Raw genomic sequence first — 25,537 nt, forward strand, 5'->3', positions numbered from 1 at the left:
TTAGGGGCATTAGCTGTACAAAAACTCGTTAGTCGTCCGCGTCCGGGTACTCGTCCTCGTCGTCGTACCGGCCGGACTCCTCAACCTCAACTTCAAGGATCTTGAGAAGCTCCGTGTCCGGGTTCAGCATGATGGCTGCCTCGTCGCGGCGGTGCTGCAGCACCGTGTCCAGGTAGGACTGAACGGTTTCGGCCAGGGGCACGTACCTGTCCTGCTTCTGGCTCATGTACCAGCGGTGCTCCAACACCTCATGAACCACTTCAGCGGGCTCCAGCTTTCCGGCCAAATGACGCGGAATGGAACGCACAATGGGCTCGAAGATCTGGCTGACCCAAATGTGGGCGCTGATTTCCTCGTCCAGGTCCGGGTTGTTGTCCGCGCGGAACTGGTCCATGTCGTTGAGGAGCCTGCGGGCTTGGTTCTCTTGGGCGTCCAGGCCCGTAAGGCGCAGCAAACGACGCTGGTGGTGACCGGCGTCCACCACTTTGGGCTGGAGCTGGATGGTGGATCCGTCCGCCGTGGTCTTGATGGCGTACTCCTCCACATCAAAGCCCAGCTCGTTGAGGCGCCGGATGCGGGCGGCCACGCGCCACCTCTCGCCGAGCTCGAAGGATTCCTTCTCCGTCAGCTCGGTCCAGAGCCGGCGGTAGCTGTCCATGATCAGCTCACTGGTGGCTACGGGATCCACCTTTTCCTCGATGAGTCCGCCGTCCAGCAAATCCATCAGTTCACCGGCGATGTTCACGCGGGCGATTTCGAGGTCGTATTCACGCTGACCCATGGAGAGGTCCGGGTAGAGCTCGCCTGTTTCGGCGTCCACCAGGTAAGCGGCGAAGGCGCCGGCATCACGGCGGAACAAGGTGTTGGACAGTGAAACGTCACCCCAGTAGAAGCCCACAAGGTGCAGGCGCACCAGCAGCAGCGCCTGGGCATCAATGAGGCGCGTCAAGGTGTCTTTGCGGAGCATCTGGGAAAACAGCGCACGGTACGGCATGGAGAATTTCAGGTGCCGCGTGACCAGGACCGGGTTCAGCGGCCTGCCGTCCGCGGTGGTCCTGCCCGTGATGACAGCCACCGGCTCCACGCAGGGAACGTCCAGCCGGGCCAGCTTCCGCAGCATGTGGTACTCGTGGCGGGCAACGTGCTCCGAGGTTTCCTTGATGGCGATGACCGAGCCACCCAAATGGGCGAAACGCACGATGTGCCGGGAGATACCGCGGGGCAGTGCCGCCAGGTTCTCGGCAGGCCAGTCCTCCAGCGCGATGTGCCATGGGAGATCCAGCAGTTCAGGATCGGCAGCAGCCGCGGTGATGTTCAGGGACCCGATGACGCTGGCGGGAGGTGCAGTGTCCTGCGCGCTGGCGGCTTCCTTCCGGGGGAGCTTGCCGATCTGCCCGTAGTCGGTGGGTTCGTCGTGCCACTGGGCTTCGTTTTGCTCGCTCATGCCTCAATTGTTCCGTACTTGGGAGGGGAAGATGTTTCTGCCTCGGGAAACGGCCACTGGGACACGGCGGACCACTCGACGTCGGGCGCTTCCTGGAAGGCGACACCTTGCTTGGCGAGCCGCTCGCCCAAGGCGCCCAGCCGACGTCGGAAGTCACCGGGGTTGCGAACCTCCTGACCGGACCACGCGACTTCCGCCAAAGAGACAGCCCTCGGGTAGAGGAGCCATTGGGCCTGCTGGTTGTCCCGGACTGTCTCGGACCACAATGCGCCCTCGACACCCAGAATGTGGTGGTCCTTCAGACCGCCCTGCGCTGGATCCCAGTTGTAGTAGTCGGCCCAGTCGAACGGCCCGCCTTCCACCCATTCAAGCCCGATGGGGCTGTCCGGTGCATATTTCTGGTCCAGGTAGGTCTTGTCTGCAGGGGACATGAGCACCTTGGCCCCATGGTGTTCCGCCTGCCGTGCCACGGCCTCGAAATCGCCGTGCCAGTACTGGATCACAGCGCCCTCGGGAAGCTCGACGGCTGCGAATTCGTTCCATCCCACCACGGTCTTGCCGGTTTCTGCGCCGATCCGAGCGAACTGTTGGACCATGGAGACGTAGTGGTCGTGCTCGGTGACCTTCGCTTCGTCGCCACCGATGTGGAGGTAAGGGCCTACCGTGATGGCGGCGAGTTGCCCGAGCACCTCCCGGGCAAATTCGTAGGTTGCGGGCAAGTTTTCGGTGAGCGTTGACCAGCCTACCTCCGCCGTGGTGCTCATCGGCTTGGCTTTGCCGTCAGGGTTCAGCTGCGGGATCGCGGCGAGGGCAGCGTTGACGTGTCCCGGGAGGTCGATCTCCGGCACCACCAGGACGTTCTTGCCGGCGGCATAGGCCTGGATGTCCAGGAAGTCCTGCTGTGTGTAGAAGCCTTCGTGGCCCCGCACGGGGATGGCCGTTGACACCTCCACAGCGCCTTGGCCACCCACGCCGGTGAGATTCGCGTAGGGCAGCGCGGAGGGGTTCTCTGCGGGCTCGTGGATTTCAATGCGCCAGGCTTGGTCGTCGGTGAGATGCAGGTGGAGGGCGTTGAGCTTGAACTGAGTCATGACGTCGATCTGCTCTTTCACCTGGTCCACGGTGAAGAAGCTGCGCGCAACATCCAGCATCAGCCCGCGGTAGGCAAAGCGCGGAGCGTCCGCAATTTCGACGGCGGGAATCACCCAGGCGCCGTCCGCGCCGGAGCCTGCACTGTGGCCCCGGCTCCCGGACTCGATGGCCGCGGGGAAGAGTTGCCGCAGTGTTTGGACGCCGTAGAAGAGTCCGGCAGGAGTGGAAGCGGTTACCCCGACACCGGATTCGGCGACAGTAAGCACATATGCCTCGGGGCCGCCGTCGAACGCTTCTGCCAACTCGAGCGAGATGTCGCCGGGGCGGGCGTCCTCAACAATAGGCAACGCGAAACCTGTGGCGCCGCGCAGCAGTGAAGCCAGCTGTTCGGCAACCGGCACAGTTGAGTCGATCGCGCTGATCCGTGCCGTGGAGGCAAGCGTGAAGGCCGGGTCATCCAGGAGTGCGACGTGGGAGGGGCGGGGAATCAGGGTGTCCGTCGTGTTCATGCCATTCTTTCGCGGGAGTTAGGTTAACGCGAGAGCGGCCCGACCTGGAGGGGTCGGGCCGCTATCAAAATGCGGATGTACTAGCCGGCGGGATTAGTCGCCCAAGCGGAGGCCGGTCTTCGTGTCGAACAGGTGCACGTGGCCGGACTGCGGACGAACGAAGATGGACTCACCCTTCATCGGGGGGCGGCGGCCATCGACGCGGGCGACGATGTCGTGGCTCTTGCCATCAAGGATGGTGTGGCCGTAGACGTAGGCGTCGGCGCCGAGTTCTTCAACAACGTCAACCTCAACCTGGAGGCCTTCGCCGTTGCCGACCGTTTCGAGGTCTTCAGGACGCGAGCCAACGGTAACCGTCTGGCCGTGTGCTTCCTGGAGGACGTCGCGGGGCACGGGGTAGACCGTTCCACCGAACTGAACGCCGCCGTCAACAACCGGCAGTTCCAGCAGGTTCATGGCCGGGGAGCCGATGAAGCCTGCAACGAAGACGTTCTGCGGGCGGTCGTAGAGGTTGCGCGGGGTGTCAACCTGCTGCAGCAGGCCGTCCTTCAGCACAGCAACGCGGTCACCCATGGTCATGGCCTCTACCTGGTCGTGCGTCACGTAAACGGTGGTGACGCCCAGGCGGCGGGTCAGGGATGCGATCTGCGTACGGGTCTGGACACGGAGCTTGGCGTCAAGGTTGGACAGCGGCTCATCCATGAGGAAGACCTGGGGGTTACGGACGATTGCACGGCCCATGGCAACACGCTGACGCTGACCACCGGAGAGTGCCTTCGGCTTGCGGTCCAGGTACTGCTCAAGGTCAAGGAGCTTGGCGGCTTCGCGGACACGCTCGGCGCGCTCTTCCTTGGAAACGCCGGCAATCTTCAGTGCGAAGCCCATGTTGTCCGCAACGGTCATGTGCGGGTACAGGGCGTAGTTCTGGAAGACCATCGCGATGTCGCGGTCCTTCGGCGGGACGTCCGTGACGTCGCGATCACCGATCAGGATACGGCCGGCGTTGACATCCTCAAGGCCTGCGAGCATTCGCAGGGAGGTGGACTTACCGCAACCGGAGGGTCCAACGAGGACCAGGAATTCGCCATCGGCGATGTCGATGTTGAGTTTATCGACGGCGGGCTTATCTGTGCCCGGGTACAGACGCGTAGCGTTATCAAAAGTAACTGTAGCCACAGTTATCAATCCCTTCACCGGCAGGTACGTGCCGGACGATCCGTTGTGAATGGTTCTTTTTCTTCAGTTGAACTCCCCGGCCAATGGCCGGGGAGGATCGTGTGACGCCGCACGGTACTGTGCGTCACATCACATCCAAGAGTATGTCAGACTTTTTGACTAACCACCTAAATGTTACGAACGTCACAAGTTGTGCTCGTCACTTCCTTAGGTCCCCGCTGTGACCTGCCGCCGCTCGCGAAGCAAGGCCTCAAGCAGCTCCGCCACGTGCACAGGGGCTTCCACCCGATACTGGGCTTGGGTGAAGTCCAGGCCTACCTTGATGCCTACGTCATCGCCCATCAGTCGGCCCAGTGCATCCTCATCAGTGACGTCGTCGCCGGCAAAAAGGATTGCCGTCGCGCCGGTGGCCTGACGGAGGAACTCCACAGCCTCGCCCTTGGACGCATGGACTACGGAGGTCTCCAGCACGCGCTTGCCGGTTTTTAGGTAGACACCCGGGTGCTCCCGGAGGACTCGCATCGCGGCCTCTACGGCGTCTTCGGCAACGTCGTCGTCGGCCATCCTGGTGTGAAGGACGACGCCGGCGGGCTTGTCCTCGAGCAACGTCCCCGGAGCGATGTTCACGATTTCGGCAAGAACCTCACGGACCGCGGCCAGCTTTGTGCGCTGTTCCTCGTCAAGTTCCAAGCCCAAAGAGCCCTCGCCCAGCCAGACCTCAGCGCCGTGGCTGCCGATCAGCAACGTACCGGCGGGAGGCGAGGCGACCAGCCGCAGACTGTCCAGTGCGCGGCCTGAGATGAGTGCCGTCGTCGTGCGCGGTAGTTGTGCCAGGGCCTCCAAGGCCGCGGCGGACCGGGGCAGCGGGCGTGCGTCCTCCGCACGGTCAACCAGCGGGGAGAGGGTGCCGTCGAAATCGAGGGCAACCAACAGGTGCTCGGTGCTGGAAATGCGCCGGACGGCTTCCAGCAGCTCAGGTGACAGTGAAAGGCTCTCAGCTGTCATCACGGACCACCTTCTCCTCCAAGGCGGCCAGGAACTCAGCTGACCAATGATCGACGTCGTGATCCAGAATCTGCTTGCGCATCAGCTTCATGCGGCGGCGGGCTTCCTTGGGATCCAGGGTGATGGCCTTCAGGACTGTCGATTTGAGGCCATCGATGTCGTGGGGGTTGATCAGGAATGCCTGCTTGAGCTGATCGGCAGCACCGGCGAACTCACTGAGGACCAGTGCACCGTCGTCGTTTTGACGGGCGGTCACGTATTCCTTGGCAACAAGGTTCATGCCATCGCGCAGGGCGGTGACCAGCATGACGTCCGCCGCGAGGTACAACGCGACCATCTCCTCCACCGGGTAGCTGTGGTGCAAGTAGCGCACCGCGGTGTTCTGGATGGTGTCGTAGGTGCCGTTGATGTGGCCCACGGTGCCTTCGATTTCCTCGCGCAGCAGCCGGTACTGCTCCACCCGTTCGCGGCTGGGACTTGCCACCTGGATGAGCGTGGCATCCTCCACCTTGATGTGCCCATCCGCCAGGAGTTCTTCGAAAGCCTTGAGGCGGTGCCGGATGCCTTTGGTGTAGTCCAGCCGGTCCACGCCCAGGAGGATGGTTTTGGGGTTACCCAGGTCCTTGCGGATCTGCCGGGCGCGTTCAATGATGTCCGGCCGGTCTGCGAGCTCGCGGATCTGGGCGACATCGATGGAAATCGGGAAGGCCTGGGCCCGCGCGATGTGGGTGACCTGGCCGTCGGCGCCCTTGACGTGGACCTGCTGCTGCTTGACGCTTGCGCCCAGGAACCTGCGGGCCGATCTCATGAAGTTGCCGGCATCGCTGGGGCGCTGGAAGCCCAGAAGGTCTGCCCCGAGCAAACCGTCAATGATTTCGCGACGCCACGGGAGCTGCGCAAAGATCTCCGGGGGAGGGAACGGGATGTGGTTGAAGAAGCCGATCTTCAGGTCCGGGCGGGATTCGCGCAGCAGCCTCGGAACGAGCTGCAGCTGGTAGTCCTGGACCCACACCGTGGCGCCTTCGGAAGCGTGCCGGGTAACGGCGTCGGCAAACTTCCTGTTGACCTTCCGATAGGAATCCCACCAGGTCCTGTGGAATTCCGGCGGCGCAATGACGTCGTGGTACAGCGGCCAAATGGTCGCATTGGAGAAGCCCTCGTAGAACAGCTCAACGTCGTCGGTGCTGAGCTGGACCGGAAGCAGGTCCATGCCTTCGTGGCTGAACGGCCGCACAGTTTCGTCAGGGGCGCCATGCCAACCCACCCACGCGCCGTCGCTCTTGGTCATCATGGGCGCCAGGGCCGTGACCAGGCCGCCGGGTGAGCGGCGCCAGCCACTTTCCTCGTTGTCATCGCTGATGCGATCCACCGGCAACCTGTTGGAGACCACCATGAAGTCGAACTTGGTTGCCGTGGGCTTCTTCGTAGGAGAAGCTCGGGTGCCTTGTTCGGCCTCGACTTTTTCGCTTGCCAAATCCTGCATCAATGCTCCCTAAGGTTGCTGTGATTCACCTCCCAGCCTACTAGCGGAATCATCCCGGGCAGTTGATCGTTCAACAACAGGGTCAAATGGGCGTGAGTAAACCTTCAAGTTTGCTCCCGTAAACTGGCCCCGTTGCCCCAAGCTATGCACGTTGACGTCGAATACCCCGAGGAACTGATGAGCCCCGCAAACGAATCACGCCTGTCCAAGGCCGAAAGAACCGCCCAGGCGCGGGAGAAAGCACGCGCAATCCGCGAAGAACAGCTGAAGAAGGAGAAGCGCAACAAGCTTCTTGTCGGCTGGGGAATCGTGGCGGCCGTGGTGGTCATCATCGTCGTCATTGCCTTCGCGTTCATTGGAGCCCAGAACAACAATGCGCCTGTGGCCGATCAGGGTCCCACCCCGGCGAACGGCAACGTTCACGGCGGCATCACTTTGCTGGCCAACACTGAAGTGGTGAAATCGGAACCTGCCACAGTCAACGTCGCTGATGTCCCGGCTCCCCTGGAAACCAAGCCGGCTACGGTAACCGTTCCGGGCGGCGAGGCCGAGGCCGGCAAGCCCGTCAAGGTCATTGCCTACATCGACTTCATCTGCCCCGTTTGCAAGCAGTTCGAGACCGCTTACGGCGAATCTCTCACCAACCTGCGCAACGAAGGCAAGATCTCCCTCGAGTACCGTGCCCTCGGCTTCCTGGACCGCCAGTCCACCACCAACTACTCCTCACGGGCAGCCAACGCTGCTGCCTGCGTAGTGAACTCCTCGCCCGAGAAGTACGCGGAATTCTTCAACCTGCTCTTCGAACGCCAGCCGGCTGAAGGTGGAGCGGGCATCTCCGACAACGACCTGAAAAAAATGGCCACCGAAATCGGTGCGGCCAACATCGACTCCTGCATCGACAGCAAGCAGTTCCGTCCGTGGGTGAAGGTTGCCACCCAGGAAGCTGCGGCGATCGGCGTCACCGGTACTCCCACCGTATTCATCGACGGCAAGCAGTGGGACGGCAGGTCCGACCTGAACGCTGAGATCCAGACGGCAATCACCGCCAAGGGCTAACCCTCGCGGAATGCACGACGGCGGCCGGTCACCCTTTGCGGGTGGCCGGCCGCTGCTGCTTGGCAGCGAATTTCGTTGACGGGGATGGTCTGGGCTAACCTTATCTAGCGCTCTTTCGCGCGTTGCTTTGGGTAACCGAAGCGTGCCTCCTTAGCTCAGTTGGCCAGAGCACCGCTCTTGTAAAGCGGGGGTCGTCGGTTCGAATCCGACAGGGGGCTCCATGAACCCCTCCGTACCGGCGATTTTGCCGGGATGGAGGGGTTTTACTTGTTTGCGATGCACGGCACTGCAGGCCTTCAACACAGCGACGGCGCTCACTGGTGGACGTGTCGTCTGGATGGGACCGGCAGTCGGTGGAGGACGGACGTCTTTCACGGCTGCATGTCTGTGGTTGCCGACCGTATGACCCGGATGTCCAATGTCCCGAATTCGGAAGCGGCCAGGGTTCCGTGACGAAGCTCAGCAGCCTGAACGTGTTGAACGCTTTAGAATTCAGCGGTGCCTGTTCCGGCGTCCTGCCCGGTATGCGAAGGCATCCAGGGCCGTGATGATGTCCGGCGCCACCCAGACGCGGGTGCCGCGGATTTTGCCGGCGGATGACAGGACACCGGCTTCCTCCAGCCGTTCGACAGCGCGGTACGCGGTGGCCAGGGATGCTCCGGTGTGTTCTGCGACCATCTCAGCGGTCAGTGCCGGCTCGCGTGGTATCAGGTGCAGGACCTTGCGGACGGATGAGGGACTACCGGCCAGGCGGTCCCGGTAGCTTGCCTCTACCGCCTCAATGTCTGCCGCCAGTTGCCGGCCGTTGTCCACAGCCCGGACAGCGGATTCCGCAAAGCGCTCCACGATCGGCTGGATGTCCCCTTCGCGATACGCGCCCAGAGCATCGAAGTACAGGCCGGTATCCGTCAATAACCCTGAGGACACTGGCACGGTGACGTTTTCGGTAACGCCCTTGGCCCGCAGCAGTGCGCTGACGATGGCCCTCCCGGTGCGGCCGTTTCCGTCGGCGAACGGGTGGATGGTCTCGAACTGGGCGTGCGCGATCGCCGCCTGGGTCAGTGCCGGGATGTCATCGCGCAGCATGAAGGCCACCAGGTCCTCCACCGCCGGCATCACCTTGTCTGGATGGGGCGGGACGAACTCGGCAGTGTGAGGGGAGTTGCCGCGGATCCAGTTCTGGGCGTCCCGGTACTCGCCGGCGATGTTTTCGTCGGAGGCGTTCAGCAGGGAGTGATGCATGACCGCAATATTCTGCGCCGACAGATCCTCGGACAGGTCTATCGCCGCCTGCAGGGCCCGGACGTTGGAGGCGATCAGTGAGGCGTTTGTACTGGAGGTGTCACCCAGCTGGGCCAGGGCGATCTTGCGTGCGCTGGCTGTCAGATTCTCAATCTGGGAGCTGGAAGCGGACTCGCTGCGCAGCAGCAGCGCCGCGAACGGGGTGGTTTCCCGGCCCAGCTCGGCGTCGAAGCGGACCATCTCCACCGTGGCGGCTTCTGCCAGCGCCTGCGTGCGGGAATCAATGGCCGGGTCCAGGCGGGCGATCTCGGGGGCGACTGCGGCCTCGTAAGGGTCACGGGCCAGCAGCCGCTGCCTTCGGGAAGCGCCGCGGTCAGGATCGGTTTCCCAGGGATGTTTCTCGTAGCCAATGGCTGGCCAACCTCCGACACCAGTGGTCAAGGAGGCGCCCGGTTCGGGGTGTGCGCTGGCGGTAAACTCTCCGCCGGCAGAGATGCCGCGGGGCTGTCGAGACTGTGAGGCCATTTGTTCCTTTGCGAAGACACTTACTTGATTTTCTCATATGGGGATAAAATGAGAATTTCTGTGGTGTTGGTTCTCACATCGGGGCGTGTCGGCTCCGTGGACATGGATGGTGACCGTGGCAGGGTTCGCCGGGTAGTACGCGTCGGACGTGCCGGCCTTTACGTCGGCCAGGCCGGTGCCCAGGTCGGTGGCTTTCGTCCAGCCCATGGCCGTCGCGGTGGCTTCGGAGAAGCGCGACGCAACCGGCAAGCAGAGTGGTGTCGCCGGTGGCGTCTCATGCATCCCGTCTCGCCAAGCGCTCGAGATTAGCGCCAGCGTACCGGGACGACTGGACGGACATTCAACCGTCTGCACGGGCAACGCTGGCCTTCTGTCGGAGCTGCAACAGCCCCGCGACGGTCAGACCGGCTGTAAGGGCCACGGCAGCTACCCAGAGTGTGAGGCCGGCAAGGTCGTGTATGGCCATTTGGGGGAGTCGCCTGTCAGGCACGGCCACGACGCCGATGAATGCTCCGACAAGGCCGAAGTAACTGCCGCTCATGAACCGCTGATGGGCACGGATGTTGCCGCGGCGGACGCACCACAGGCCCGTGGTCAGAGTGCAGAACGTCAGGACGGATAGCGCGTGGAGCCAGTTGAATCCTCCGTCGATGGTCCGGATCCCGAAGGAGGTGAGGACCACGATGTACATGGCTACCGCCCAGATGCGGCCCAGGATCTTGTGCGCTGCGCTGCCTTTGTTGCGGCGGAGCAGGTTCACTGCGCCGAAGATCAGGGCGTAGCCCGCTGCGATGGCATGCAGGGCGATCAGGAAAGTCCACGGCGAAGGCATGTGGCCAGCCTAGCGAGTCGGATGGGGCTTACCGGATCGTGTTGGCGGGGGGCGGCTGAGATCTTTGCCGGGAACTGGTACAAGAGCTCAGGGTCGTCTTCATCCAATCACGCGGCGCAGATCCGAATGATCCCGTCCGGCGAGGTACTGAACAGGCCCACCGGGCCGAGTGCCGCCGTCGTGAGTTCATCGCCTCAGCGCACTGGGCAGCTCTCCCCATGGCACTCCTGCGGTCCCGTGCCTACGATGACAGGGGACCGCTCGGTCCGCTCAGTCACTTTCTTGGGGAAAAGGACCTTACCCATGCCGTTGGCTCGACCTGCCACTCACCATCCGCTTCGAAGGACACGGCAAGGAGTGTGGGCCGCCCTGGTGACGGCCGTCCTGGTGGCTGCCGGCCTTTTCGCCGGCGCGGCACCCGCCTCGGCCGCAACCTACACCTTCAAGGGTGTGGTCAAAGGAAAACTGACGGCATCGGCAACGGCCACTGCGCTTGGCGACGTATGGGTGGGGGCGTACACCAATGACGACCGCGCCTCCTTGGTGGCCGGTGCGTGGTCTGCCCCCGATGGCTCCTACAGCTTTAGCGTGCCGACTGCCGGCAGTTACAAGCTGTGGACCACCTGCAGCAGCGGACCTTGCTCCGCCACCTACGCCGACGAGTGGAACGCGAACCAGTCCAGTTCCTACGGTTCGACGCCGGTTGCCGTCACCGACGCTGCCCCCATCACCACTTTCAACCCGCAGTTGGAAGCCTTCGGCAGCATGAGCGGCAGGGTCACTAATAAGGCTGGCCAGCCCGTGACAGCAGTGTCCGTCTCTGCCTCACCCAACAACGGCGGACAGGTGAGCAGCACCAAGCCTGATGCCAACGGCTACTTCACCCTCACCAAGATTCCGCCCAACCAGGCATACATCAGCGTCCGGGACGAGTCGGGCCAGCGTCTCTACCTGGAACAGTATTGGAACGGCACGGGCACCGTGGATACCTACAGCACGGCTACCGTCCCGCCCGGTGTGCAGTGGACCAACGTGAACTTCATCCTCAAGGATGAAACCCTCATGGAAGCAACTGTCGTCGATCCGGCAGGCGCGCCGATTGCCGACGTCGGGTATGTCCCGTGGGTCTACAACGACGCAACGGGAGCCTGGGACGGACCACAGATGGGTCCGCTTACCTCGGATGCGCAGGGCAAGATCTACTGGCGCATGGCAGTGGGAAAGAAATACAAGCTCTGCGTCTCGGACACGGTTTACGAGGGCACGCCCCGCGAAAAACGCTACAAGGCCGAATGCTACGACAATACGGCCACCAAGGACACGGCCACCGTTCTGACGGCAACCGCTGCCGGCCAGCGTGTAAAGCTGACCATGCAACTGGACGTCGAAGGGCTGTCGCTGGCACCTGGCAGGCCATTCGTTTACGGTTCTGCCCAGGCCGGACAGAAACTGACCGTTGATCCCGGTGTCTGGGGACCGGCTCCGGTGACCCTCGCCTACCAGTGGCAGCGCTCCAAAGACGGCGAGGCCCTTCAGGACATTGCCGGCGCCACCACCACTGCGTACGTGCCCACCGCCGCTGATGCCGGGTACGACATCTGGGCGAAAGTCAGCGGGACCAAGACCGGGTATGCCTCATACTCCACCTCGGTACACGGCGGAAAATCGGGCGCCGATGCCGTCACGGCTTCCAAGCCCTTCACCCTTCTGGGAACGCCCAGCGCCGGGAACACTCTGACCGTTGACCACGGCACCCTGAATCCCGCTCCCGATTTTGGTCCTTACTACGACTGGTTCGTCGACGGCGTGCAGGACTACAGGTCAAACGGGCCGACGTTCCTCCTCCAAGCCTCCGACGCCGGCAAGAAAGTCACTGCCCGGCTGAGTGTCCACGACTGGCCCCTGCAGCCCTATTACGGCCAGGCCACCGTCACCGTCGCTGCCGGGACCTTGACGGCTCCGGTACCGACGATGTCCGGGACGGTGAAGGTCGGCTCGGTGTTGACGGCTGCTCCGGGTGCGTGGGGTCCGGCTACTGTGACGTTGGCGTATCAGTGGTTCCGGAGCGGTGTTGCGGTGGCGGGTGCTACTTCTGCTACTTACTCGTTGGTTGCGGCTGATCTGGGTAAGGCCATGACGGTCAAGGTCACGGGTTCGAAAGCAGGGTTTACGACGGCGGCGAAGACTTCCGCTGCTACGGCTGCTGTCGCTGCCGGGACCTTGACGGCTCCGGTGCCGACGATGTCCGGGACGGTGAAGGTCGGCTCGGTGTTGACGGCTGCTCCGGGGGCGTGGGGTCCTGCTCCTGTGACGCTGGCTTATCAGTGGTTCCGGAGCGGTGTTGCCGTGACGGGTGCTACTTCTGCTACTTATTCGTTGGTTGCGGCTGATCTGGGTAAGGCCATGACGGTCAAGGTCACGGGTTCGAAAGCCGGGTTTACGACGGCGGCGAAGACTTCCGCTGCTACGGCTGCGGTCGCTGCCGGTACCCTGACGGCTCCGGTTCCTGCGGTGTCGGGCACCAACACGGTGGGCAGCACGCTCACTGCGACTCCCGGCACGTGGGGTCCTGCGCCCGTGACGCTGACCTACCAGTGGTACCGCGGAAGCACCGCCATTTCGGGCGCCACCGCCCAGACGTACAAACTGGTCGCTGCGGACAAGGGAAGTGCCATCAAAGTACGCGTGACCGGCACAAAGACTGCGTACACTGCACTGGCGCGCTACTCTGCGGCCACGGCCCTGATCGGCTGATCAGAAGTTGCTGACGGGGGTCGCTTGGTTGGCGGCGGTGGCTCCGGCTATCCGCTGAGCCTTGCCGTGTCCGGCCCTTACTCGGGCTTGAACGATGACAACCGGCTGATCCGCCGCCGCGCCGCAGCAATCAACGGACGTGCTGCCAGAACGCCTGCTTTCAACGAGCCAAGAACCTTGTTGAAACTGCCTTCGAAGCGGCCTCTGCTTCGCCAGTTTTGCGTCAGTTCCCACGTGGTGCGGACGGAATGCACGGCGAGTACGACGGTAAAGAGTGAGATCACCAAGCCAGCGATCGAGGCGGCCACGATCATCACACCTGTGATGTGCACCAAGAAGACGGCAGAGATCACAACCGTGTGGGCGTCAAGAAGTTCCATATTCATTTCTCGTTGTGCGGGATGGTGAGTTGGTAGTGCCAGGGTGCGGGAGACGGAACCCGCTGCCAGGTGCGCGGGTTGCACCTTCAGTTTCGTCTTTATCCTAGCTACGAGCACCTAATGGTTCGTTGGCAACGCGTCACGTACTTGTCAGAATTGCCAGGACGGCAGAGTGTCCGTCAATACGCTGCCCGAATAAGCGGCAGCGTCCAGCTCGGCACAGTGACAAGGACGAGAAGATGGCAGAACCACAACCACTGGACATCACCTTTGTTGCCCTGCTCGGCAAAGTTCGACCAGGAGATACCTGGACCTGTGTCCAATTGCCTGAGTCAGCGAAGATCTTTGGAACCCGTGGACTGGTCAAAGTGGCCGGCACAGTAGACGGGCACCCGTTCACTGGAGCCTTCATGGCGTTGGGAGACGGTACGCACAAACTGCCGGTGGCCGCTCCTGTCCGCAAAGCCATCGGCAAGGGCGACGGTGACGCCGTTGAAGTTCACCTCACTCAGCGACTGAACTGACACTAGAACTCCAAGAACTAGCTGAAATCCGCCGCCGGATCTTTTCAGCCGTCAGTCTTGTTGGGGTAGTCGAAGCTGCAAACCAAATGTGACTGGCGTTCAGCACGCGGCGCCAAAGTTACCCGATGATGCTGAGTCGCCCGGCGCCCCGTTGCTCATTGGAACCGTGAATACCGGGGTGAGCAGGCCATTCACGCCACGACTCTGAATTCGTCCGATCCCCCGCGTGTGTCTCTTCCCTTCCTGCAAAACGACTCCCGGTGGTCTGACCCCAAATTGCTTCCTACACGCAAGGCGGCGCGTGGGCTTGGCACGCAGAAGATGAACTGGGCGTCATCCGCGTAGGTGCGAGGGCCGACGTCGTGGTCTGGTCTTCGAATCTCTACGCTCTTGGAGCGGACGAACTCCTCGGCGAGCGGGCCGACCTGACGATCGTCAATGGCGCAGTGGTCCACGATGCCCGGAGGGAGTTCGCCGAAGAGCCACCTGTGGAGGCCGCAGCGGCCTATGCGACCAAGGGCGTCCCGTCCTCCGCGCACTCAACGTGCTCACACTAACGCCAAGCTCCCGGGGCGCAGGGATCCCCTAGGGCCGTAAGCCCTCAATCCAACCGAAGCAGCTTGTCAGTCTAGGTTGACAGTTCCATACTTGTCAGTCTAGCCTGACAGGTATGGAAGCTGATGATCTATCCGAGCAGATCCATTCGACGAACCCCGCCGTGGGCCTACGCGCAGTGGGAGCCCTTCACCGCCTGGCCGAGCAGGTTGAGGCGGTCCACGTGCGGGCGGCCCGTGAGCAGGGGTGGACGTGGGAGCAGATCGGTGATGCCTTGGGTGTCTCACGACAATCAGTGCACGCAAAATACAGGGAATGAGTTGAGCCATGTTTGAACAATTTGCCCGTGATACCCGCAGGATTGTGGGGTACGCCATGGAAGAAGCCCGAGGCAGGGGCGACAAGCGACTGGGAACGGAGCACCTGCTTTTGGGGGCGCTTCATGAACCGGAACCCGCCGCGGTCCTTGGCATCACTCTGGACGATGCTCATAAAGCGGCGTCCCGGTTGGATGCCGCTGCGCTGAAGGCTATCGGGCTGGAAACCAGGAACCTTAAGGGGGTCACGATGCCAACCAAGGGGAGGAAGCCGCCGTTTAGTTCGGGCGCCAAGGAAGTGATGGCCAACATGGTGAAACAGGCAATGGATCAGAAGTCCCGGCAGATCACAACGTCAAACCTTCTTGTGGCGCTTCTGGATCGCGAAGAACACGATCCTGTGTCTGCTCTCTTCGAAGAACTCAAGGTGGACAAAACGACGGTTCGAGCCCGACTCCGGTGAAGGGGCTCTCTACCGGGCGCTTTCCTTGCGCTTCTTGACCCTCCGGATGATGAGCCACACGACGAACGCGGCAAGCCCTGCGTAGACGGCGTAATTGAGGAATCGCGAATACTGATCAACCAAGTGGTATTGCTTGCCGAGCAGTGCTCCCGCTCCAATGAGCAGGGCGTTCCACAAGCCCGTGCCAGCCACAGTAAAGATGCTAAACGTCACGAGGTTCATGCGTTCAGCACCTGCCGGGAGGGAAATGAGGCTGCGCACCCCGGGAAGCAGCCTGCCAAAGAAGATCGCTGACTTGCCGTGGCGTTCGAACCATCCAGCGGCTTTCTCGAAATCTTCCCGATCAACCAACGGCAGTTTTGACAGCAGCTTGATGGCCCTTTCCTGCCCCACCTTGTAACCCAGCCAGTACAGGAGCATCGCTCCGGCGTAGGCGCCAAGTGTGCTGGTGACAAAGACCAGGATCAGGTTCATGCCACCCTGCTGGGTAAGGAACCCGGCCAGTGGGAGGATCACCTCGCTGGGTATGGGCGGAAACACGGTCTCCAGGAGCGTCAACAAGCCGACGCCCCATTCGCCGAGGGCTTCGATTACCTGTGCGGCCACCCCCACAATCCCGGTTAGTTCATCGGCTGCAGCGGTCGCCGTGAGCAAGCTGATCAGGTTGATCTCCCTTCATGACGGACGCTTCGAAAAGACCTGGCGCGGAAATTGACGGTGACAAAGAGAAGCCCAGTGATGGGGGACCACTGGGCTTCCACCTCAACGCTATGCCCATCTACGCCCTCCGGCAACAAACAATGTAAAGAGGTTTTTTACGCTGGTAACTGCACTGCAACAAAGGCGCCGCGTCGGAGCTCAACTGCCTAGGCGCCGTGCGGCCGAATACGGGCGTGGTGCCCGGATCGGACCTTCAGTGAGGATGGTCGGAACCGATGGATGGTGCGCGGCTCGCCCCTCGGATGGCGGGGGTGGCGAGCCTTGGGCTTGTGCTCTTCCTCGGCGCGCGAGGAGGGGAGCAGGGCCAATGGCAGGATGGTGGCTGCGAGCCAGACAACCACGCCAATAAGCACAAGAAGGATGGCTGAAGTGGGCTCCATAACCCAAGCATAGGCACCTTAATCACCGTTGGTAAGTAGCCTGATTACCACCTTTCCGGGCAGTGTGCTTGACAAGCCCGGCGGTGCCACAACACTGATTTCATGTACAGGAACAGCCGCGTCTCAGCCCAGTTTTCCATGTCCCTTGACGGATTCATCGCTCGGGATGATGACGGAGTCGGACCGCTCTTCGACTGGTACGAGGCCGGACCCGTTGAAACATGGATGCCGGGTCACCCCGTGCCGTTTCATCTCAGCGAAGCCGATGCCGCTTACTGGAGATCACTCCCAAGGGAGGGTGCATTCATCTGCGGCAGGCGGATCTTCGATCTGACGAGGGGGTGGGGCGGTCACCCGCCCAATGAGTCGCCCACCGTCGTCCTGACGCACCGCGAACCTCCTTCGGATTGGCCGCCGGTCCGGCGGGACGGCCAGACTGTCCCGTTCGAATTCGTTGGGGACCTGGGATCGGCCCTGGAGCGTGCGGCGCACCTCGCGGCGGGCAAGGAGATAGGTGTTGCCGGCGCGGACGTGGCACGGCAGTGCTTGCGCCTCGGTGTGGTGGACGAACTCCGGGTTGATTTGGTGCCCGTGCTGCTCGGAAGTGGCATTCGTTGGTTCGGTGACCTTGGCGCGGAGTTCGTGCTGGACGATCCCGTGATCGTCCCAGGAACACGCGTAACCCACCTGAGCTATCAGGTGCGGTCCCGGGATCTGCGCTAACGTCACCCCAGGTTATCCACAACCGGGCATACAGCGTACGACGGCGGGGCCTCGCCCGCGCTAGGCTGGTCACCTCGGCTGATGCAAGTGGCCGCAGGAACCACAACGCGGAGCCACATCTTCATGTCCGATGACCTTGCCCTGACCGCCCTGGCGGCCACTTCCTTTTCTTTGCCTGAGCTGCGCGACGGACAACTCGCAGGTATGACCGCCGTCGTCGAGGGTCGTGATGTCCTCGCTGTCATGCCTACCGGGTACGGAAAATCCGCTACCTATCAAGTCGCAGCACTGCACCTTCACAACACAACGGGCCGACCCGCCGTCGTCGTTTCTCCACTTATTGCCTTGCAAGAAGACCAAATGGACGGGCTGAATGAGGACCTGGGCGAGGGCGCCGCCGTCGTCATCAATTCCTCCCTCAGTGCTTCGGAGGTGGAGGCAGCGTGGCAGGCAATTGAATCCGGAAAGGCGATATTCCTGTTCCTCGCACCCGAACAATTGGCTAAGCAGGAAACCGTGGACCGGATCGCCACGCTGCACATCACCATGTTCGTAGTGGACGAGGCACACTGCGTATCCTCTTGGGGGCATGACTTCCGCCCGGACTACCTCGACTTAGGCAGCGTCCGCGAGCGCCTGGGTAACCCGCCGGTCATAGCCTTGACCGCAACTGCGTCCCCACCCGTGCGTGAGGAAATCGTCAAGAGGTTGGGCATGACGGAACCGCTGGTCCTGGTGCGTGGCTTCGATCGCCCCAACATCAGCCTCGACGTTGTCCGGCACCAAGAGGACAAAGGCAAGCGGAAAGCCGTAGTGGAGCAGGTCATCGCCTTGGCCAAGGCCGCGGGCATGGGGCTGCTCTATGCCGCTACCCGCAAGGACACCGAGAAGTACGCGGCCAAGCTAAAAGATCAAGGTCTGCGGGCCGAGGCTTATCACGCAGGACGTTCCGACACTGACAGGGAGAGCATCCACGAGCAGTTCCTGGATGACCAGCTGGAGGTAGTGGTTGCCACAACAGCCTTCGGCATGGGGATCGACAAACCCAACGTCCGGTTCGTGGTGCACGCAGATATTCCGGAGTCCTTGGACGCTTATTATCAGGAAATCGGCCGCGCGGGCCGGGACGGCGAACCGGCCGCTGCGACACTGCATTACCGTGCCGAGGACCTTGGGCTGCGTAAGTTCTTTGCCACCCATGCCCCGGACGCGAAGGAGCTCATGGCCGTGCTGAAAGTCATTAAGAACGCGGGCGCACCTGCCCCCAAAACCGCCCTGGCGGAGCTCACCGGCTTCCCTGCCCGCCGGGTTACAGCGTTGGTGAACCAGTTGGAGGAAGCCGGCGCCGTGAAAACCGGCAAGCGCGGCATCCGGCTCAGTTCCAAAGCCAAGCCGACCGCACTGGTAGAGCGAGCCGCCCGGTTGGCTGAGGCGCGTCAACGCGTGGACCAGTCCCGGCTCACCATGATGCGTGGCTACGCGGAGACGGACGGCTGCCGTCGCCAGTTCCTTTTGGGCTACTTCGGGGAGGATCTGCCGCGGCCCTGCGGCAATTGCGATGCTTGCGCGGAAACGCCCGACGCCGCCGGGTCGGTTCGCGTCGGCCAGCCCGCCTCACCCGCGGAGAATCAGTTCCCCTTGCAGTCCACCGTGATCCACAAAGAGTGGGGTCCCGGTTTGGTGATGAGGCACGAGGACGACGTCATGACTGTTCTGTTCGAAAAGGAAGGCTACAAGACCTTGTCCCGTACCGCCGTCGTCGAGCATGAATTGCTGAAGCCGGCTTAGGTGCGGGCCGTGCGCATCCCGGGCCTTCCACGAAAGATCACCACCATCAGCGTGCAGATCAGAGCTGCCGCGCTGAGCAGGCCCAGCAGACCGCCCCATGGAGTGTAGTCACCACCGGATATGAAGAAGGCGTCTGCCAAGGCCATACCGGCGGAGAAAGATGCAAAGAAATACATGGGTGCGCCGAGCACCAGAATCAAGAGTTGGACAATTACAACTGTTCTCAGCCGTGAAATAACCCGGGTTGCCGTCAGCAGGACCACAACCAGAGCAAGAAGCGTTCCGACGCTCGTCCACGTCAAAACTGCCACCAAGGAGATTGACTCGTTGCGTCGGGCCAATCCTTCGTGGATTTCGTCCAGCGTGGCGCCCGGAACAGCGGCGAGCGGATTCCACACGAGGATCTGCAACGCTGCGGTGAGCCCGTAGGCCGCGATTGCCATGAGCCCAACGATGCTGATGATGACGCGCGATGTTTGTGTGCTGCTTCCTTTGGTCCCCATGCAGGCAGCCTATTCGTATCAGGTATTGAGCTCCAGCATGAGGGCGGGCAGTTCGTCGGCGAGCTCCCTGGCCAGGAACCCGAGCGGGCCGAGCTTGCTGGCCAGGCGGTCGGCAGCGGCGGCGTGAAGGTGCGTGCCCCAGCAAGCAGCTTGAGCATCGCTGGTCCCGCGCGCACGGAGCCCCGCGATGGCCCCTGCCAAAACATCGCCGCTGCCTGACGTGCCCAGTCCGCCGTAACCAGTGGTGATCTTCCACAGCGGCGAGTCGTCTGCTGTTGCGGCGCCAGGTCCGGCGATCAAACCCTGACAACTCACCACCGCATCGAACCGGCGAGCGACCTCAGCAACGTCGGTTTCCAGGTCCTCCACGTCTCTGCCCAGAAGAAATCCGGTTTCGTTCGGATTCGGTGTAAGGATCAGCCGGCCGCGCCACGGCCCCAAGTCTTCCTCAATCTTTACCAAGCCGCCCAAGGCGAAGGCGTCAAGAACGATGGCGGGAGCACCGCCGTCGTTGGCCGCCTCGTGGGATTCCTCCCGCTCCAGCAGCGCTCGCAGCAGCGATTCGGCGAGGTCCGGATCGTCCAGGCCAGGGCCGATCAGCACGGCATCAGCCCGATCCAGGTAGGACGAGATCCTGTCGAGTCCTTCCCCGGTGACGGACCCTTCCGGGTTCTCGGGCATGCCCACGGAACCGCATTCCGGGAGTGCCACTCCCACGGGGACTGCTACGGATTCGGCCACTGCCAAAGTGATCTTTCCGGCGCCGGCACGTAGGGCTGAGGTGCCGGCCAGCAACGCCGCGCCGGGAGTGGCACGTGCTCCACCGATCACCAGCACTGCACCGCGCGAGTACTTGTCCTCTCCGGGGGCGGGCAACGGCCAGTCGCGCAGAAGCGAGGGCGTCACCAGTGTTGGTGCGGGGCTATCACTGTGGATGGACACTGGCATCTCCTGCGTGTTCCGTGACGGTGACACCCTGCTCCGCAAGGTGGTCAGCAACATTGAAGCTCTCCAGTTGCCAGGGACCTGCGCCCGAGGGACGGACATACCGGGTGATGGAAGCATTCAGCACCGATGTGGTGGCCGCAAGGTCAAGGATTTCCTGCTCGGACATGCCCTCCAAAACGTAACGGACCAGCAGGATGACGGCGTCGTGGCAGACCAGCATCACTCGTTGCCCTGATCCCAGGGTGTTGAGCTCATCCAGGATGGATCGCAGACGGAGAGCGACGTCAGCCCACGATTCACCGCCTGGCGGCCGGTAGTACAGCTTGCCCAGCCATAGCCGCCGCTCTGCTTCGTCCGGGTATCGGGTCTCTACTCCCAAACGTGTTAGCCGGTCCAGGATGCCCAGCTCCCGGTCCCGGAGACGTTCATCAGTAAGCACTTTCACAGGCCAGCCGGCTGTCTCAACGGCGATTTCCGCCGTCTGAAGGGCCCTTGCGTAGGGGGAGGAGACAATGGCATCCGGTCGGAGTTCTTCGGCGATCCGGGCGAGTGCCGTCCCCAGGGCCTTCGCCTGGTCCTGCCCGGTGCTCGACAGATTCACATCAGCATCCCTGGCTGGAACGTCAATGACTTCGGCTCCAGCCAGACGAGCCTCTGTTGCGGCCACGTTGCCTTCGCTCTCGCCGTGCCGGATCAGGAGCAACTCAACGGCTCCCGCTTCCTGCACCGCGTCCGTCAGCCCGTCCTCGTTCACAAGATCACCCTTCCGTGTGCGTTGCCCAATGCAGAACACTACCCACTGCGTACCCACAGGAACAGAGGATAAACGCTCGACGGTGATCACAAGCCTCTGTTGTGGGAACTGGGAGTGCAGTAAGTTGCTCGCATGGAGGACTCATACCCAGTCATCATTGTCGGTGCCGGATTCGCGGGCGTTGCAGCTGCAAAAGAGCTGGGCCGCAAGGGCATTCGTGTCTTGCTGATCGACTCAAATAACTATCACCAGTTCCAGCCGCTCCTCTATCAAGTGGCAACCTCGCAAATTGGGGTTTCGGCCATTGCCCGGCCACTGCGTTCCGTTTTCCGGCGCTACAAAAGTGTCAAAGTTCTGACCTCGAAGGTTGACGCCGTTAACGCCGCGGAGCGGGTGATCACAACTGCCGACGGCCGCTCGCTGCGGGCAGATGTCCTGGTCATTGCAGTTGGGGCGGTCCCGAACTTCTTCAATACATCTGGAGCAGAAGAGTATGCCTTCCCACTGTATTCCGTCACAGATGCGACGAAGCTGGGGAGCGGCCTCACCCGGTTGTTGGACCAGGCCGACAGAAACGCCGACGGGTCCGTGGACGTAGTGGTGGTGGGCGGCGGACCCACCGGAGTTGAAACGGCCGGGGCAATGGCCGAGAACGTTAAATACGTGGTGAGCAAGTACTTCTCGCCGGAACTCGCGGCACGCTGCAGGGTTCATTTGGTGGACATGGTGCCCACAGTCCTGAACATGTTCTCTGCCAGGTCCCAGAGCTATGCCACTGATCATTTGAAGAAGGTGGGCGTTCAACTCCACATGGGACAGGGTGTCACGGAGGTACGGAAAGACGGAGTGACCCTGGCTGACGGAAGCTCCGTGCCCGGGCAAATTGTGGTGTGGGCCGGTGGCTTGAAAGCAGGGGACCTCATTGGCGGTTCGGGCTTGACCCAGGGGAGGGGAGGTCGCGTTGACGTCAAGACGGACCTGACTGCCCCTGGCGTTGAGGGCGTGTATGTCATCGGGGATTGCGCCAACATCACCGATTCAACGGGGGCAAAATTGCCCCAGCTGGGTTCGGTGGCTCAACAGGCCGGAAAATGGGCTGCCAAGAACATTCTCGCGGACCTCAAGGGCGAGAGCCGCGCTCCGTTCCGGTACGTCGACAAAGGCTATATGGCGATGGTGGGGCGCGGAGCTGCTGTGGCAGAGCTGGGCCGCAAGCGAATCCAACTCCAAGGCATTCTGGCCTTCTTGTCCTGGCTGTTGGTGCACCTCGCCCTTTTGTCCGGGCTCCAGCAGAAAATCCGGGCTTTGTTCTCCTGGCTTAACGGATACATCCTTCACAGCCCTGCACAGGTGGTAGTTAGCGGGCCCACTGAGAAGGAAACAACGGAGCAGGATCCGCCCAGCACTTGAGCCCCGCACGACGTTTTACTCGTAATGAATGGTTTATTGTGATGCCCGGTTGGCAGAAACCGCCAGTCGACTTTGCTTGTATGCCGAAGATGCCCAGTGCAGGTGAAGACACGCACCGATAATCATCAGCACGGCCGCCACGGCCGCTGGCCACGGAGTCCAACTATGTCCGGCGTGCCCCACAACCCGTAGGTGCTGGCGTGGGTCGTCCGGATAGACGCTGAGGGTTACGGGGGAGCCAGGTCCCGGAACCGCTATGCACGTGGAATTGGTATCGAACGTTTCGTTTTATTGCCGTCCTTGGAATTCGAAGCCCAGTCCCAACACACAGTGTTCACCACGATGTCTGAAACCTTCTTGGGATGTAACAATTCCCTGAACGTGGACACTGCTGGCGGCGACCTGGATTTGGGTTGATACCAGAATGAAGGAACCGACTACGGCGGCAACGAGCACTAGTGCGGCGAGCACGCGCCACAGGAACATCCGAACCACGCGCGGCTTGGCTCCGCGGAACATCCCCCATGCACTCATTCTGGGAAGATAACAGGAGGAACCCAAACAAGGAGCATCATGACACTCAAAGAACGCCTCAAGGCGGACGTCGTCGACCATATGAAGGCGGGCAACAAGCTTGCGTTGACCACTGTGCGCAACGTGCTGGGTGAGATCACCACCCGTGAGAAGTCAGGCAAGACGCCGGTGGAGCTCGACGACGCGCAGGTCACCTCGCTGCTTCAGAAGGAAGCCGCAAAGCGTCGGGATACGGCTCGGATCTACACCGAGGCGGGCGAGGCAGATCGAGCCGCAGCCGAGGTGGCGGAGGCCGAAATCATCGAGGCCTACCTGCCAAAAGCTCTTACCCGGGAAGAAGTGGAGGCAATCGTTGACGACGCCGTGGAGGCACTGAAAGCTGATGGCCAGGAGCTGTCCATGCGTTCCATCGGAGCCGTGATGAAGCCTGTCACCGCCAAGGTTGCTGGACGTTTTGATGGCAAGACTGTCAGCGAGATCGTGCGGGGTCGCCTGGCGTAGAGTCAGCTGACCCCAAGCAGCCACCGCAGAGTGTCAGCGTTGCGCACGGCGTTACCACCGCCGTCGTTGTTGAAGTAGACGTACACGTCCTTGCCGTAGCCGTCCCACTCGCGAATCCGGTCCGCCCACCATCGCAGATCATCATCGGAGTATGAGCCGCCGTAGAGGTGCTCATGGTCCGGGCCGTGCAGACGAACGTACACGAAGGGTGCGGTGGCCCGGAGGATGCACGGCAGATGGGCGCCGCTCATGATGCAGTAGGCTGCGCCTCGGCGCTCCAGTAGGGCGTAGACGTCCGGGTGGTCCCAACTGTCATGCCGAAACTCGATGGCGACGCGAACCCACTGCGGAAGCGTGGCCAGGAAGTAGTCGAGCCGGGCGTCGTCGCGTTGAAAATCAGGTGGAAGCTGGACCAGGAGTACAGCCCTTTTGTCGCCGAGTTCGTGCCAGCAGCGGACGATCCGTTCCACCCAAACTTCGGGACTATAGAGCTTCTTGCCGTGCGTAAGACCGCGTGGCGCTTTCACCGACATGGCAAAGCCAGCAGGGAGCCGCTCCCTCCAATTCGCGAAGGACGTATCGCGAGGCCACCGGTAAAAACTTGCGTTTAGCTCAACCGTGCTAAATCGCGCCGTGTAGTGGGCCAGGCGCTTGGCCGCGGGAAGACTCGGGGGATACAGCACGTCCTCCCAATGGTCGTAGCTCCAGCCCGAGGTGCCAATGCGGATGCCCATGATGTGGATGGTAGCGGGATTCTGGGCCGAAAGGGTGGTGGCTTGGGCGGCTCACGGTGCTGGCCTAGACTCAGAGGGCCAAATCCGGTTGATGGGGGAACCATGGAGAATCAGGCCAATTCTGCTGCGCAAGAGACAGATGATCAGCCCGACCGCAAGGTGACGGGCCCTGTTCCACCGGAATGGCTGGGGCCGGTCCTTGCCCTCGCTGCCTTCGCCTCGATGGTCATTGGCTCGATCATTCAGGGAGGAATCCTTCTGGGGGTTATCGGATCGCCACTTCTCCTTGCTTTTCTTATTTACGTCTTCTTGAGGAGATGGGCGAGGCGCACCAAGGGGTATATCGGTCTTGGAATCGTTTTATTGCTCATCGTCAGCGCCATTTCCTCCCAAGGAAGAGGCACCGTCGACCCTATGTACTCCCTCCTTGCGCACATACTTGGACCCTTACTGGCCGTCGCGGCCGCCTGGTGTTTCCGCCAGCGCGCTCCTCTGACGCCCGCAGCCGTTGCGCGGTCCGGACCATCCTCCGCCGGGGCGCCGGGTGGGCTGCATAGCTCCATCGACGCCATGCAGAACATCACCGCGGTTCTAGTTGAACTGTTCCCCACCCTCCCGCCGACGTGGTCTTCGGCGTGGCTGGAATTCAGGGAAATCGGCTCTCATCGCGAATGCGTCTTCAACGTCGAAACGGCAGGGGCGCGGTTCACCACGGAAGTCCCAGCACACTTGGCTGACCAGATGTCTGAGGCCAGGAACATCATGCGCGGCCCCGGAGGCAATACGTGGTTCGCGGCCACCATTACACTCAATCCAGCGGATCCCGGGAGTTACCAAACCGAGTTCAATTACGACAAAGAACCGGAATGGCTCACCGAGCCGACGAAGGCCGCGTGCCTCAGTGAAACGCGTCGGATCCGAAAGCTTGGCACACTCCCTGGATGGGCACATCAGCGGATGGTCTCCGTCAAATAATCCGCCAGTCGCTAGGCTAAGGACCCTGCGAAACACTGTTTTTGGGTGACCCGGCTGGCAGCGACCCACGATGACGGACTCCGAGACCCCTATGCAGCCTCACCGCGTAATTTACGAATTGACATTTCGACGACGGCGCCATCGTTGGGTGGGTAGCGGCTCCACATGATCGGTCGTCCCTTTTCGCAGGTCTGGATCACGGCTGGTTTT

General features: G+C 62.1%; 25 protein-coding genes and 1 tRNA gene. 12 read left to right on the plus strand and 14 right to left on the minus strand.

The window, feature by feature from the left end; translation table 11 throughout:
- Window positions 1-28 precede the first annotated feature (28 nt).
- From ACZ5J0_RS04265 to ACZ5J0_RS04285, 5 genes are all read right to left on the minus strand, one after another.
- Window positions 29-1,444, minus strand: a complete 1,416-nt coding sequence (locus ACZ5J0_RS04265; protein ID WP_142936541.1) for a DUF4032 domain-containing protein — start codon at window positions 1,442-1,444, stop codon at window positions 29-31.
- Complete coding sequence (locus ACZ5J0_RS04270; protein WP_464094255.1) at window positions 1,441-3,045, minus strand: beta-N-acetylhexosaminidase; 1,605 nt, start codon at window positions 3,043-3,045, stop codon at window positions 1,441-1,443. Before ACZ5J0_RS04270 ends, ACZ5J0_RS04265 begins: the two co-directional genes overlap by 4 nt.
- A gap of 93 nt (window positions 3,046-3,138) precedes the next feature.
- Window positions 3,139-4,221 (minus strand): ABC transporter ATP-binding protein, encoded by a 1,083-nt coding sequence (locus ACZ5J0_RS04275; RefSeq protein ID WP_142936539.1) that lies wholly within the window; start codon window positions 4,219-4,221, stop codon window positions 3,139-3,141.
- A gap of 207 nt (window positions 4,222-4,428) precedes the next feature.
- Window positions 4,429-5,226, minus strand: a complete 798-nt coding sequence (otsB, locus tag ACZ5J0_RS04280; RefSeq protein ID WP_166841640.1) for a trehalose-phosphatase — start codon at window positions 5,224-5,226, stop codon at window positions 4,429-4,431.
- Complete coding sequence (locus tag ACZ5J0_RS04285; RefSeq protein ID WP_142936537.1) at window positions 5,216-6,709, minus strand: alpha,alpha-trehalose-phosphate synthase (UDP-forming); 1,494 nt, start codon at window positions 6,707-6,709, stop codon at window positions 5,216-5,218. Before ACZ5J0_RS04285 ends, otsB begins: the two co-directional genes overlap by 11 nt.
- A gap of 177 nt (window positions 6,710-6,886) precedes the next feature.
- Between ACZ5J0_RS04285 and ACZ5J0_RS04290 the strand changes: the two genes are divergently transcribed.
- Together ACZ5J0_RS04290 and ACZ5J0_RS04295 are read left to right on the plus strand one after the other, a co-directional pair.
- On the plus strand, window positions 6,887-7,765 hold the full coding sequence (locus ACZ5J0_RS04290; RefSeq protein WP_187697047.1) for a DsbA family protein: 879 nt from the start codon (window positions 6,887-6,889) through the stop codon (window positions 7,763-7,765).
- 144 nt (window positions 7,766-7,909) lie between these two features.
- Window positions 7,910-7,986 (plus strand) — tRNA-Thr (locus ACZ5J0_RS04295).
- 271 nt (window positions 7,987-8,257) lie between these two features.
- Here ACZ5J0_RS04295 and ACZ5J0_RS04300 read toward each other — a convergent pair.
- Window positions 8,258-9,532: a Fic family protein gene (locus ACZ5J0_RS04300; protein ID WP_464094256.1), complete on the minus strand. Its 1,275-nt coding sequence runs from the start codon at window positions 9,530-9,532 to the stop codon at window positions 8,258-8,260.
- A gap of 340 nt (window positions 9,533-9,872) precedes the next feature.
- The gene (locus ACZ5J0_RS04305; protein ID WP_142936535.1) at window positions 9,873-10,364 is read right to left on the minus strand and encodes a DUF2306 domain-containing protein; all 492 of its coding nucleotides are present in this window, start codon (window positions 10,362-10,364) and stop codon (window positions 9,873-9,875) included.
- A 303-nt stretch (window positions 10,365-10,667) separates the two neighbouring features.
- Between ACZ5J0_RS04305 and ACZ5J0_RS04310 the strand changes: the two genes are divergently transcribed.
- Window positions 10,668-13,118 (plus strand): carboxypeptidase regulatory-like domain-containing protein, encoded by a 2,451-nt coding sequence (locus tag ACZ5J0_RS04310; protein WP_464094257.1) that lies wholly within the window; start codon window positions 10,668-10,670, stop codon window positions 13,116-13,118.
- Between the two features lie 77 nt (window positions 13,119-13,195).
- Here ACZ5J0_RS04310 and ACZ5J0_RS04315 read toward each other — a convergent pair whose 3' ends face one another.
- Window positions 13,196-13,498, minus strand: a complete 303-nt coding sequence (locus tag ACZ5J0_RS04315) for a hypothetical protein (RefSeq protein WP_142936527.1) — start codon at window positions 13,496-13,498, stop codon at window positions 13,196-13,198.
- 239 nt (window positions 13,499-13,737) lie between these two features.
- On the opposite strand from ACZ5J0_RS04315, the gene ACZ5J0_RS04320 reads away from it, so the two are divergent.
- The 4 genes from ACZ5J0_RS04320 (at window position 13,738) to ACZ5J0_RS04335 (ending at window position 15,357) form a co-directional block, all read left to right on the plus strand.
- Window positions 13,738-14,022 carry a DUF1905 domain-containing protein gene (locus ACZ5J0_RS04320; protein ID WP_142936526.1) on the plus strand — a complete coding sequence of 95 codons (285 nt, stop codon included), beginning with the start codon at window positions 13,738-13,740 and terminating at the stop codon, window positions 14,020-14,022.
- Window positions 14,023-14,357: 335 nt separating this feature from the next.
- Window positions 14,358-14,579, plus strand: a complete 222-nt coding sequence (locus ACZ5J0_RS04325; RefSeq protein WP_238703238.1) for a hypothetical protein — start codon at window positions 14,358-14,360, stop codon at window positions 14,577-14,579.
- 113 nt (window positions 14,580-14,692) lie between these two features.
- Window positions 14,693-14,896: a helix-turn-helix domain-containing protein gene (locus ACZ5J0_RS04330; RefSeq protein ID WP_024819718.1), complete on the plus strand. Its 204-nt coding sequence runs from the start codon at window positions 14,693-14,695 to the stop codon at window positions 14,894-14,896.
- Window positions 14,897-14,904: 8 nt separating this feature from the next.
- Entirely contained in the window at window positions 14,905-15,357 is a 453-nt protein-coding gene (locus ACZ5J0_RS04335; RefSeq protein ID WP_142936524.1) for a Clp protease N-terminal domain-containing protein, read from the plus strand.
- A 9-nt stretch (window positions 15,358-15,366) separates the two neighbouring features.
- Here the strand turns inward: ACZ5J0_RS04335 and ACZ5J0_RS04340 are convergent, their stop codons facing one another.
- Both ACZ5J0_RS04340 and ACZ5J0_RS04345 read right to left on the minus strand, forming a co-directional pair.
- On the minus strand, window positions 15,367-16,020 hold the full coding sequence (locus ACZ5J0_RS04340; RefSeq protein ID WP_142936523.1) for a DedA family protein: 654 nt from the start codon (window positions 16,018-16,020) through the stop codon (window positions 15,367-15,369).
- A 203-nt stretch (window positions 16,021-16,223) separates the two neighbouring features.
- The gene (locus ACZ5J0_RS04345; protein WP_142936522.1) at window positions 16,224-16,457 is read right to left on the minus strand and encodes a hypothetical protein; all 234 of its coding nucleotides are present in this window, start codon (window positions 16,455-16,457) and stop codon (window positions 16,224-16,226) included.
- A gap of 102 nt (window positions 16,458-16,559) precedes the next feature.
- On the opposite strand from ACZ5J0_RS04345, the gene ACZ5J0_RS04350 reads away from it, so the two are divergent.
- A complete protein-coding gene (locus ACZ5J0_RS04350) occupies window positions 16,560-17,180 on the plus strand; it encodes a dihydrofolate reductase family protein (RefSeq protein ID WP_142936521.1) in 621 nt (206 codons plus the stop codon).
- 123 nt (window positions 17,181-17,303) lie between these two features.
- Complete coding sequence (locus ACZ5J0_RS04355; RefSeq protein WP_464094695.1) at window positions 17,304-18,968, plus strand: RecQ family ATP-dependent DNA helicase; 1,665 nt, start codon at window positions 17,304-17,306, stop codon at window positions 18,966-18,968.
- Here ACZ5J0_RS04355 and ACZ5J0_RS04360 read toward each other — a convergent pair.
- Genes ACZ5J0_RS04360 through ACZ5J0_RS04370 form a run of 3 tightly spaced genes read right to left on the minus strand, consistent with a single transcriptional unit; the run spans window position 18,965 to window position 21,173 of the window.
- Entirely contained in the window at window positions 18,965-19,471 is a 507-nt protein-coding gene (locus ACZ5J0_RS04360; protein ID WP_223941927.1) for a hypothetical protein, read from the minus strand. The genes ACZ5J0_RS04355 and ACZ5J0_RS04360 overlap by 4 nt on opposite strands.
- Window positions 19,472-19,489: 18 nt before the next feature.
- Window positions 19,490-20,419 carry an NAD(P)H-hydrate dehydratase gene (locus ACZ5J0_RS04365; protein WP_464094258.1) on the minus strand — a complete coding sequence of 310 codons (930 nt, stop codon included), beginning with the start codon at window positions 20,417-20,419 and terminating at the stop codon, window positions 19,490-19,492.
- Window positions 20,397-21,173: a histidine phosphatase family protein gene (locus ACZ5J0_RS04370; RefSeq protein ID WP_250821595.1), complete on the minus strand. Its 777-nt coding sequence runs from the start codon at window positions 21,171-21,173 to the stop codon at window positions 20,397-20,399. The genes ACZ5J0_RS04365 and ACZ5J0_RS04370 overlap by 23 nt, the downstream gene beginning before the upstream one ends.
- Before the next feature lie 132 nt (window positions 21,174-21,305).
- Between ACZ5J0_RS04370 and ACZ5J0_RS04375 the strand changes: the two genes are divergently transcribed.
- Window positions 21,306-22,583, plus strand: a complete 1,278-nt coding sequence (locus ACZ5J0_RS04375; protein ID WP_464094259.1) for an NAD(P)/FAD-dependent oxidoreductase — start codon at window positions 21,306-21,308, stop codon at window positions 22,581-22,583.
- 573 nt (window positions 22,584-23,156) lie between these two features.
- Complete coding sequence (locus tag ACZ5J0_RS04380; RefSeq protein ID WP_105694033.1) at window positions 23,157-23,618, plus strand: GatB/YqeY domain-containing protein; 462 nt, start codon at window positions 23,157-23,159, stop codon at window positions 23,616-23,618.
- Window positions 23,619-23,620: 2 nt separating this feature from the next.
- On the opposite strand, the gene ACZ5J0_RS04385 is transcribed toward ACZ5J0_RS04380, so the two are convergent.
- Complete coding sequence (locus tag ACZ5J0_RS04385; RefSeq protein WP_250821597.1) at window positions 23,621-24,352, minus strand: DUF72 domain-containing protein; 732 nt, start codon at window positions 24,350-24,352, stop codon at window positions 23,621-23,623.
- Between the two features lie 102 nt (window positions 24,353-24,454).
- Between ACZ5J0_RS04385 and ACZ5J0_RS04390 the strand changes: the two genes are divergently transcribed.
- Window positions 24,455-25,327, plus strand: a complete 873-nt coding sequence (locus tag ACZ5J0_RS04390; RefSeq protein WP_250821598.1) for a hypothetical protein — start codon at window positions 24,455-24,457, stop codon at window positions 25,325-25,327.
- The last annotated feature ends 210 nt before the right edge of the window (window positions 25,328-25,537 follow it).

The organism is Arthrobacter sp. DualSoilB13, from assembly GCF_055389195.1.

What these genes read in the sequence shown, in the direction of transcription:
- ACZ5J0_RS04265 (WP_142936541.1), bottom strand. Translation starts at nt 1,444, where the DNA reads ATGAGCGAGCAAAACGAAGCCCAGTGGCACGACGAACCCACCGACTAC.
- ACZ5J0_RS04270 (WP_464094255.1), bottom strand. Translation starts at nt 3,045, where the DNA reads ATGAACACGACGGACACCCTGATTCCCCGCCCCTCCCACGTCGCACTC.
- otsB (WP_166841640.1), bottom strand. Translation starts at nt 5,226, where the DNA reads ATGACAGCTGAGAGCCTTTCACTGTCACCTGAGCTGCTGGAAGCCGTC.
- ACZ5J0_RS04285 (WP_142936537.1), bottom strand. Translation starts at nt 6,709, where the DNA reads ATGCAGGATTTGGCAAGCGAAAAAGTCGAGGCCGAACAAGGCACCCGA.
- ACZ5J0_RS04290 (WP_187697047.1), top strand. Translation starts at nt 6,887, where the DNA reads ATGAGCCCCGCAAACGAATCACGCCTGTCCAAGGCCGAAAGAACCGCC.
- ACZ5J0_RS04300 (WP_464094256.1), bottom strand. Translation starts at nt 9,532, where the DNA reads ATGGCCTCACAGTCTCGACAGCCCCGCGGCATCTCTGCCGGCGGAGAG.
- ACZ5J0_RS04305 (WP_142936535.1), bottom strand. Translation starts at nt 10,364, where the DNA reads ATGCCTTCGCCGTGGACTTTCCTGATCGCCCTGCATGCCATCGCAGCG.
- ACZ5J0_RS04310 (WP_464094257.1), top strand. Translation starts at nt 10,668, where the DNA reads ATGCCGTTGGCTCGACCTGCCACTCACCATCCGCTTCGAAGGACACGG.
- ACZ5J0_RS04315 (WP_142936527.1), bottom strand. Translation starts at nt 13,498, where the DNA reads ATGGAACTTCTTGACGCCCACACGGTTGTGATCTCTGCCGTCTTCTTG.
- ACZ5J0_RS04320 (WP_142936526.1), top strand. Translation starts at nt 13,738, where the DNA reads ATGGCAGAACCACAACCACTGGACATCACCTTTGTTGCCCTGCTCGGC.
- ACZ5J0_RS04330 (WP_024819718.1), top strand. Translation starts at nt 14,693, where the DNA reads ATGGAAGCTGATGATCTATCCGAGCAGATCCATTCGACGAACCCCGCC.
- ACZ5J0_RS04335 (WP_142936524.1), top strand. Translation starts at nt 14,905, where the DNA reads ATGTTTGAACAATTTGCCCGTGATACCCGCAGGATTGTGGGGTACGCC.
- ACZ5J0_RS04345 (WP_142936522.1), bottom strand. Translation starts at nt 16,457, where the DNA reads ATGGAGCCCACTTCAGCCATCCTTCTTGTGCTTATTGGCGTGGTTGTC.
- ACZ5J0_RS04350 (WP_142936521.1), top strand. Translation starts at nt 16,560, where the DNA reads ATGTACAGGAACAGCCGCGTCTCAGCCCAGTTTTCCATGTCCCTTGAC.
- ACZ5J0_RS04355 (WP_464094695.1), top strand. Translation starts at nt 17,304, where the DNA reads ATGTCCGATGACCTTGCCCTGACCGCCCTGGCGGCCACTTCCTTTTCT.
- ACZ5J0_RS04360 (WP_223941927.1), bottom strand. Translation starts at nt 19,471, where the DNA reads ATGGGGACCAAAGGAAGCAGCACACAAACATCGCGCGTCATCATCAGC.
- ACZ5J0_RS04365 (WP_464094258.1), bottom strand. Translation starts at nt 20,419, where the DNA reads ATGCCAGTGTCCATCCACAGTGATAGCCCCGCACCAACACTGGTGACG.
- ACZ5J0_RS04375 (WP_464094259.1), top strand. Translation starts at nt 21,306, where the DNA reads ATGGAGGACTCATACCCAGTCATCATTGTCGGTGCCGGATTCGCGGGC.
- ACZ5J0_RS04380 (WP_105694033.1), top strand. Translation starts at nt 23,157, where the DNA reads ATGACACTCAAAGAACGCCTCAAGGCGGACGTCGTCGACCATATGAAG.
- ACZ5J0_RS04385 (WP_250821597.1), bottom strand. Translation starts at nt 24,352, where the DNA reads ATGGGCATCCGCATTGGCACCTCGGGCTGGAGCTACGACCATTGGGAG.
- ACZ5J0_RS04390 (WP_250821598.1), top strand. Translation starts at nt 24,455, where the DNA reads ATGGAGAATCAGGCCAATTCTGCTGCGCAAGAGACAGATGATCAGCCC.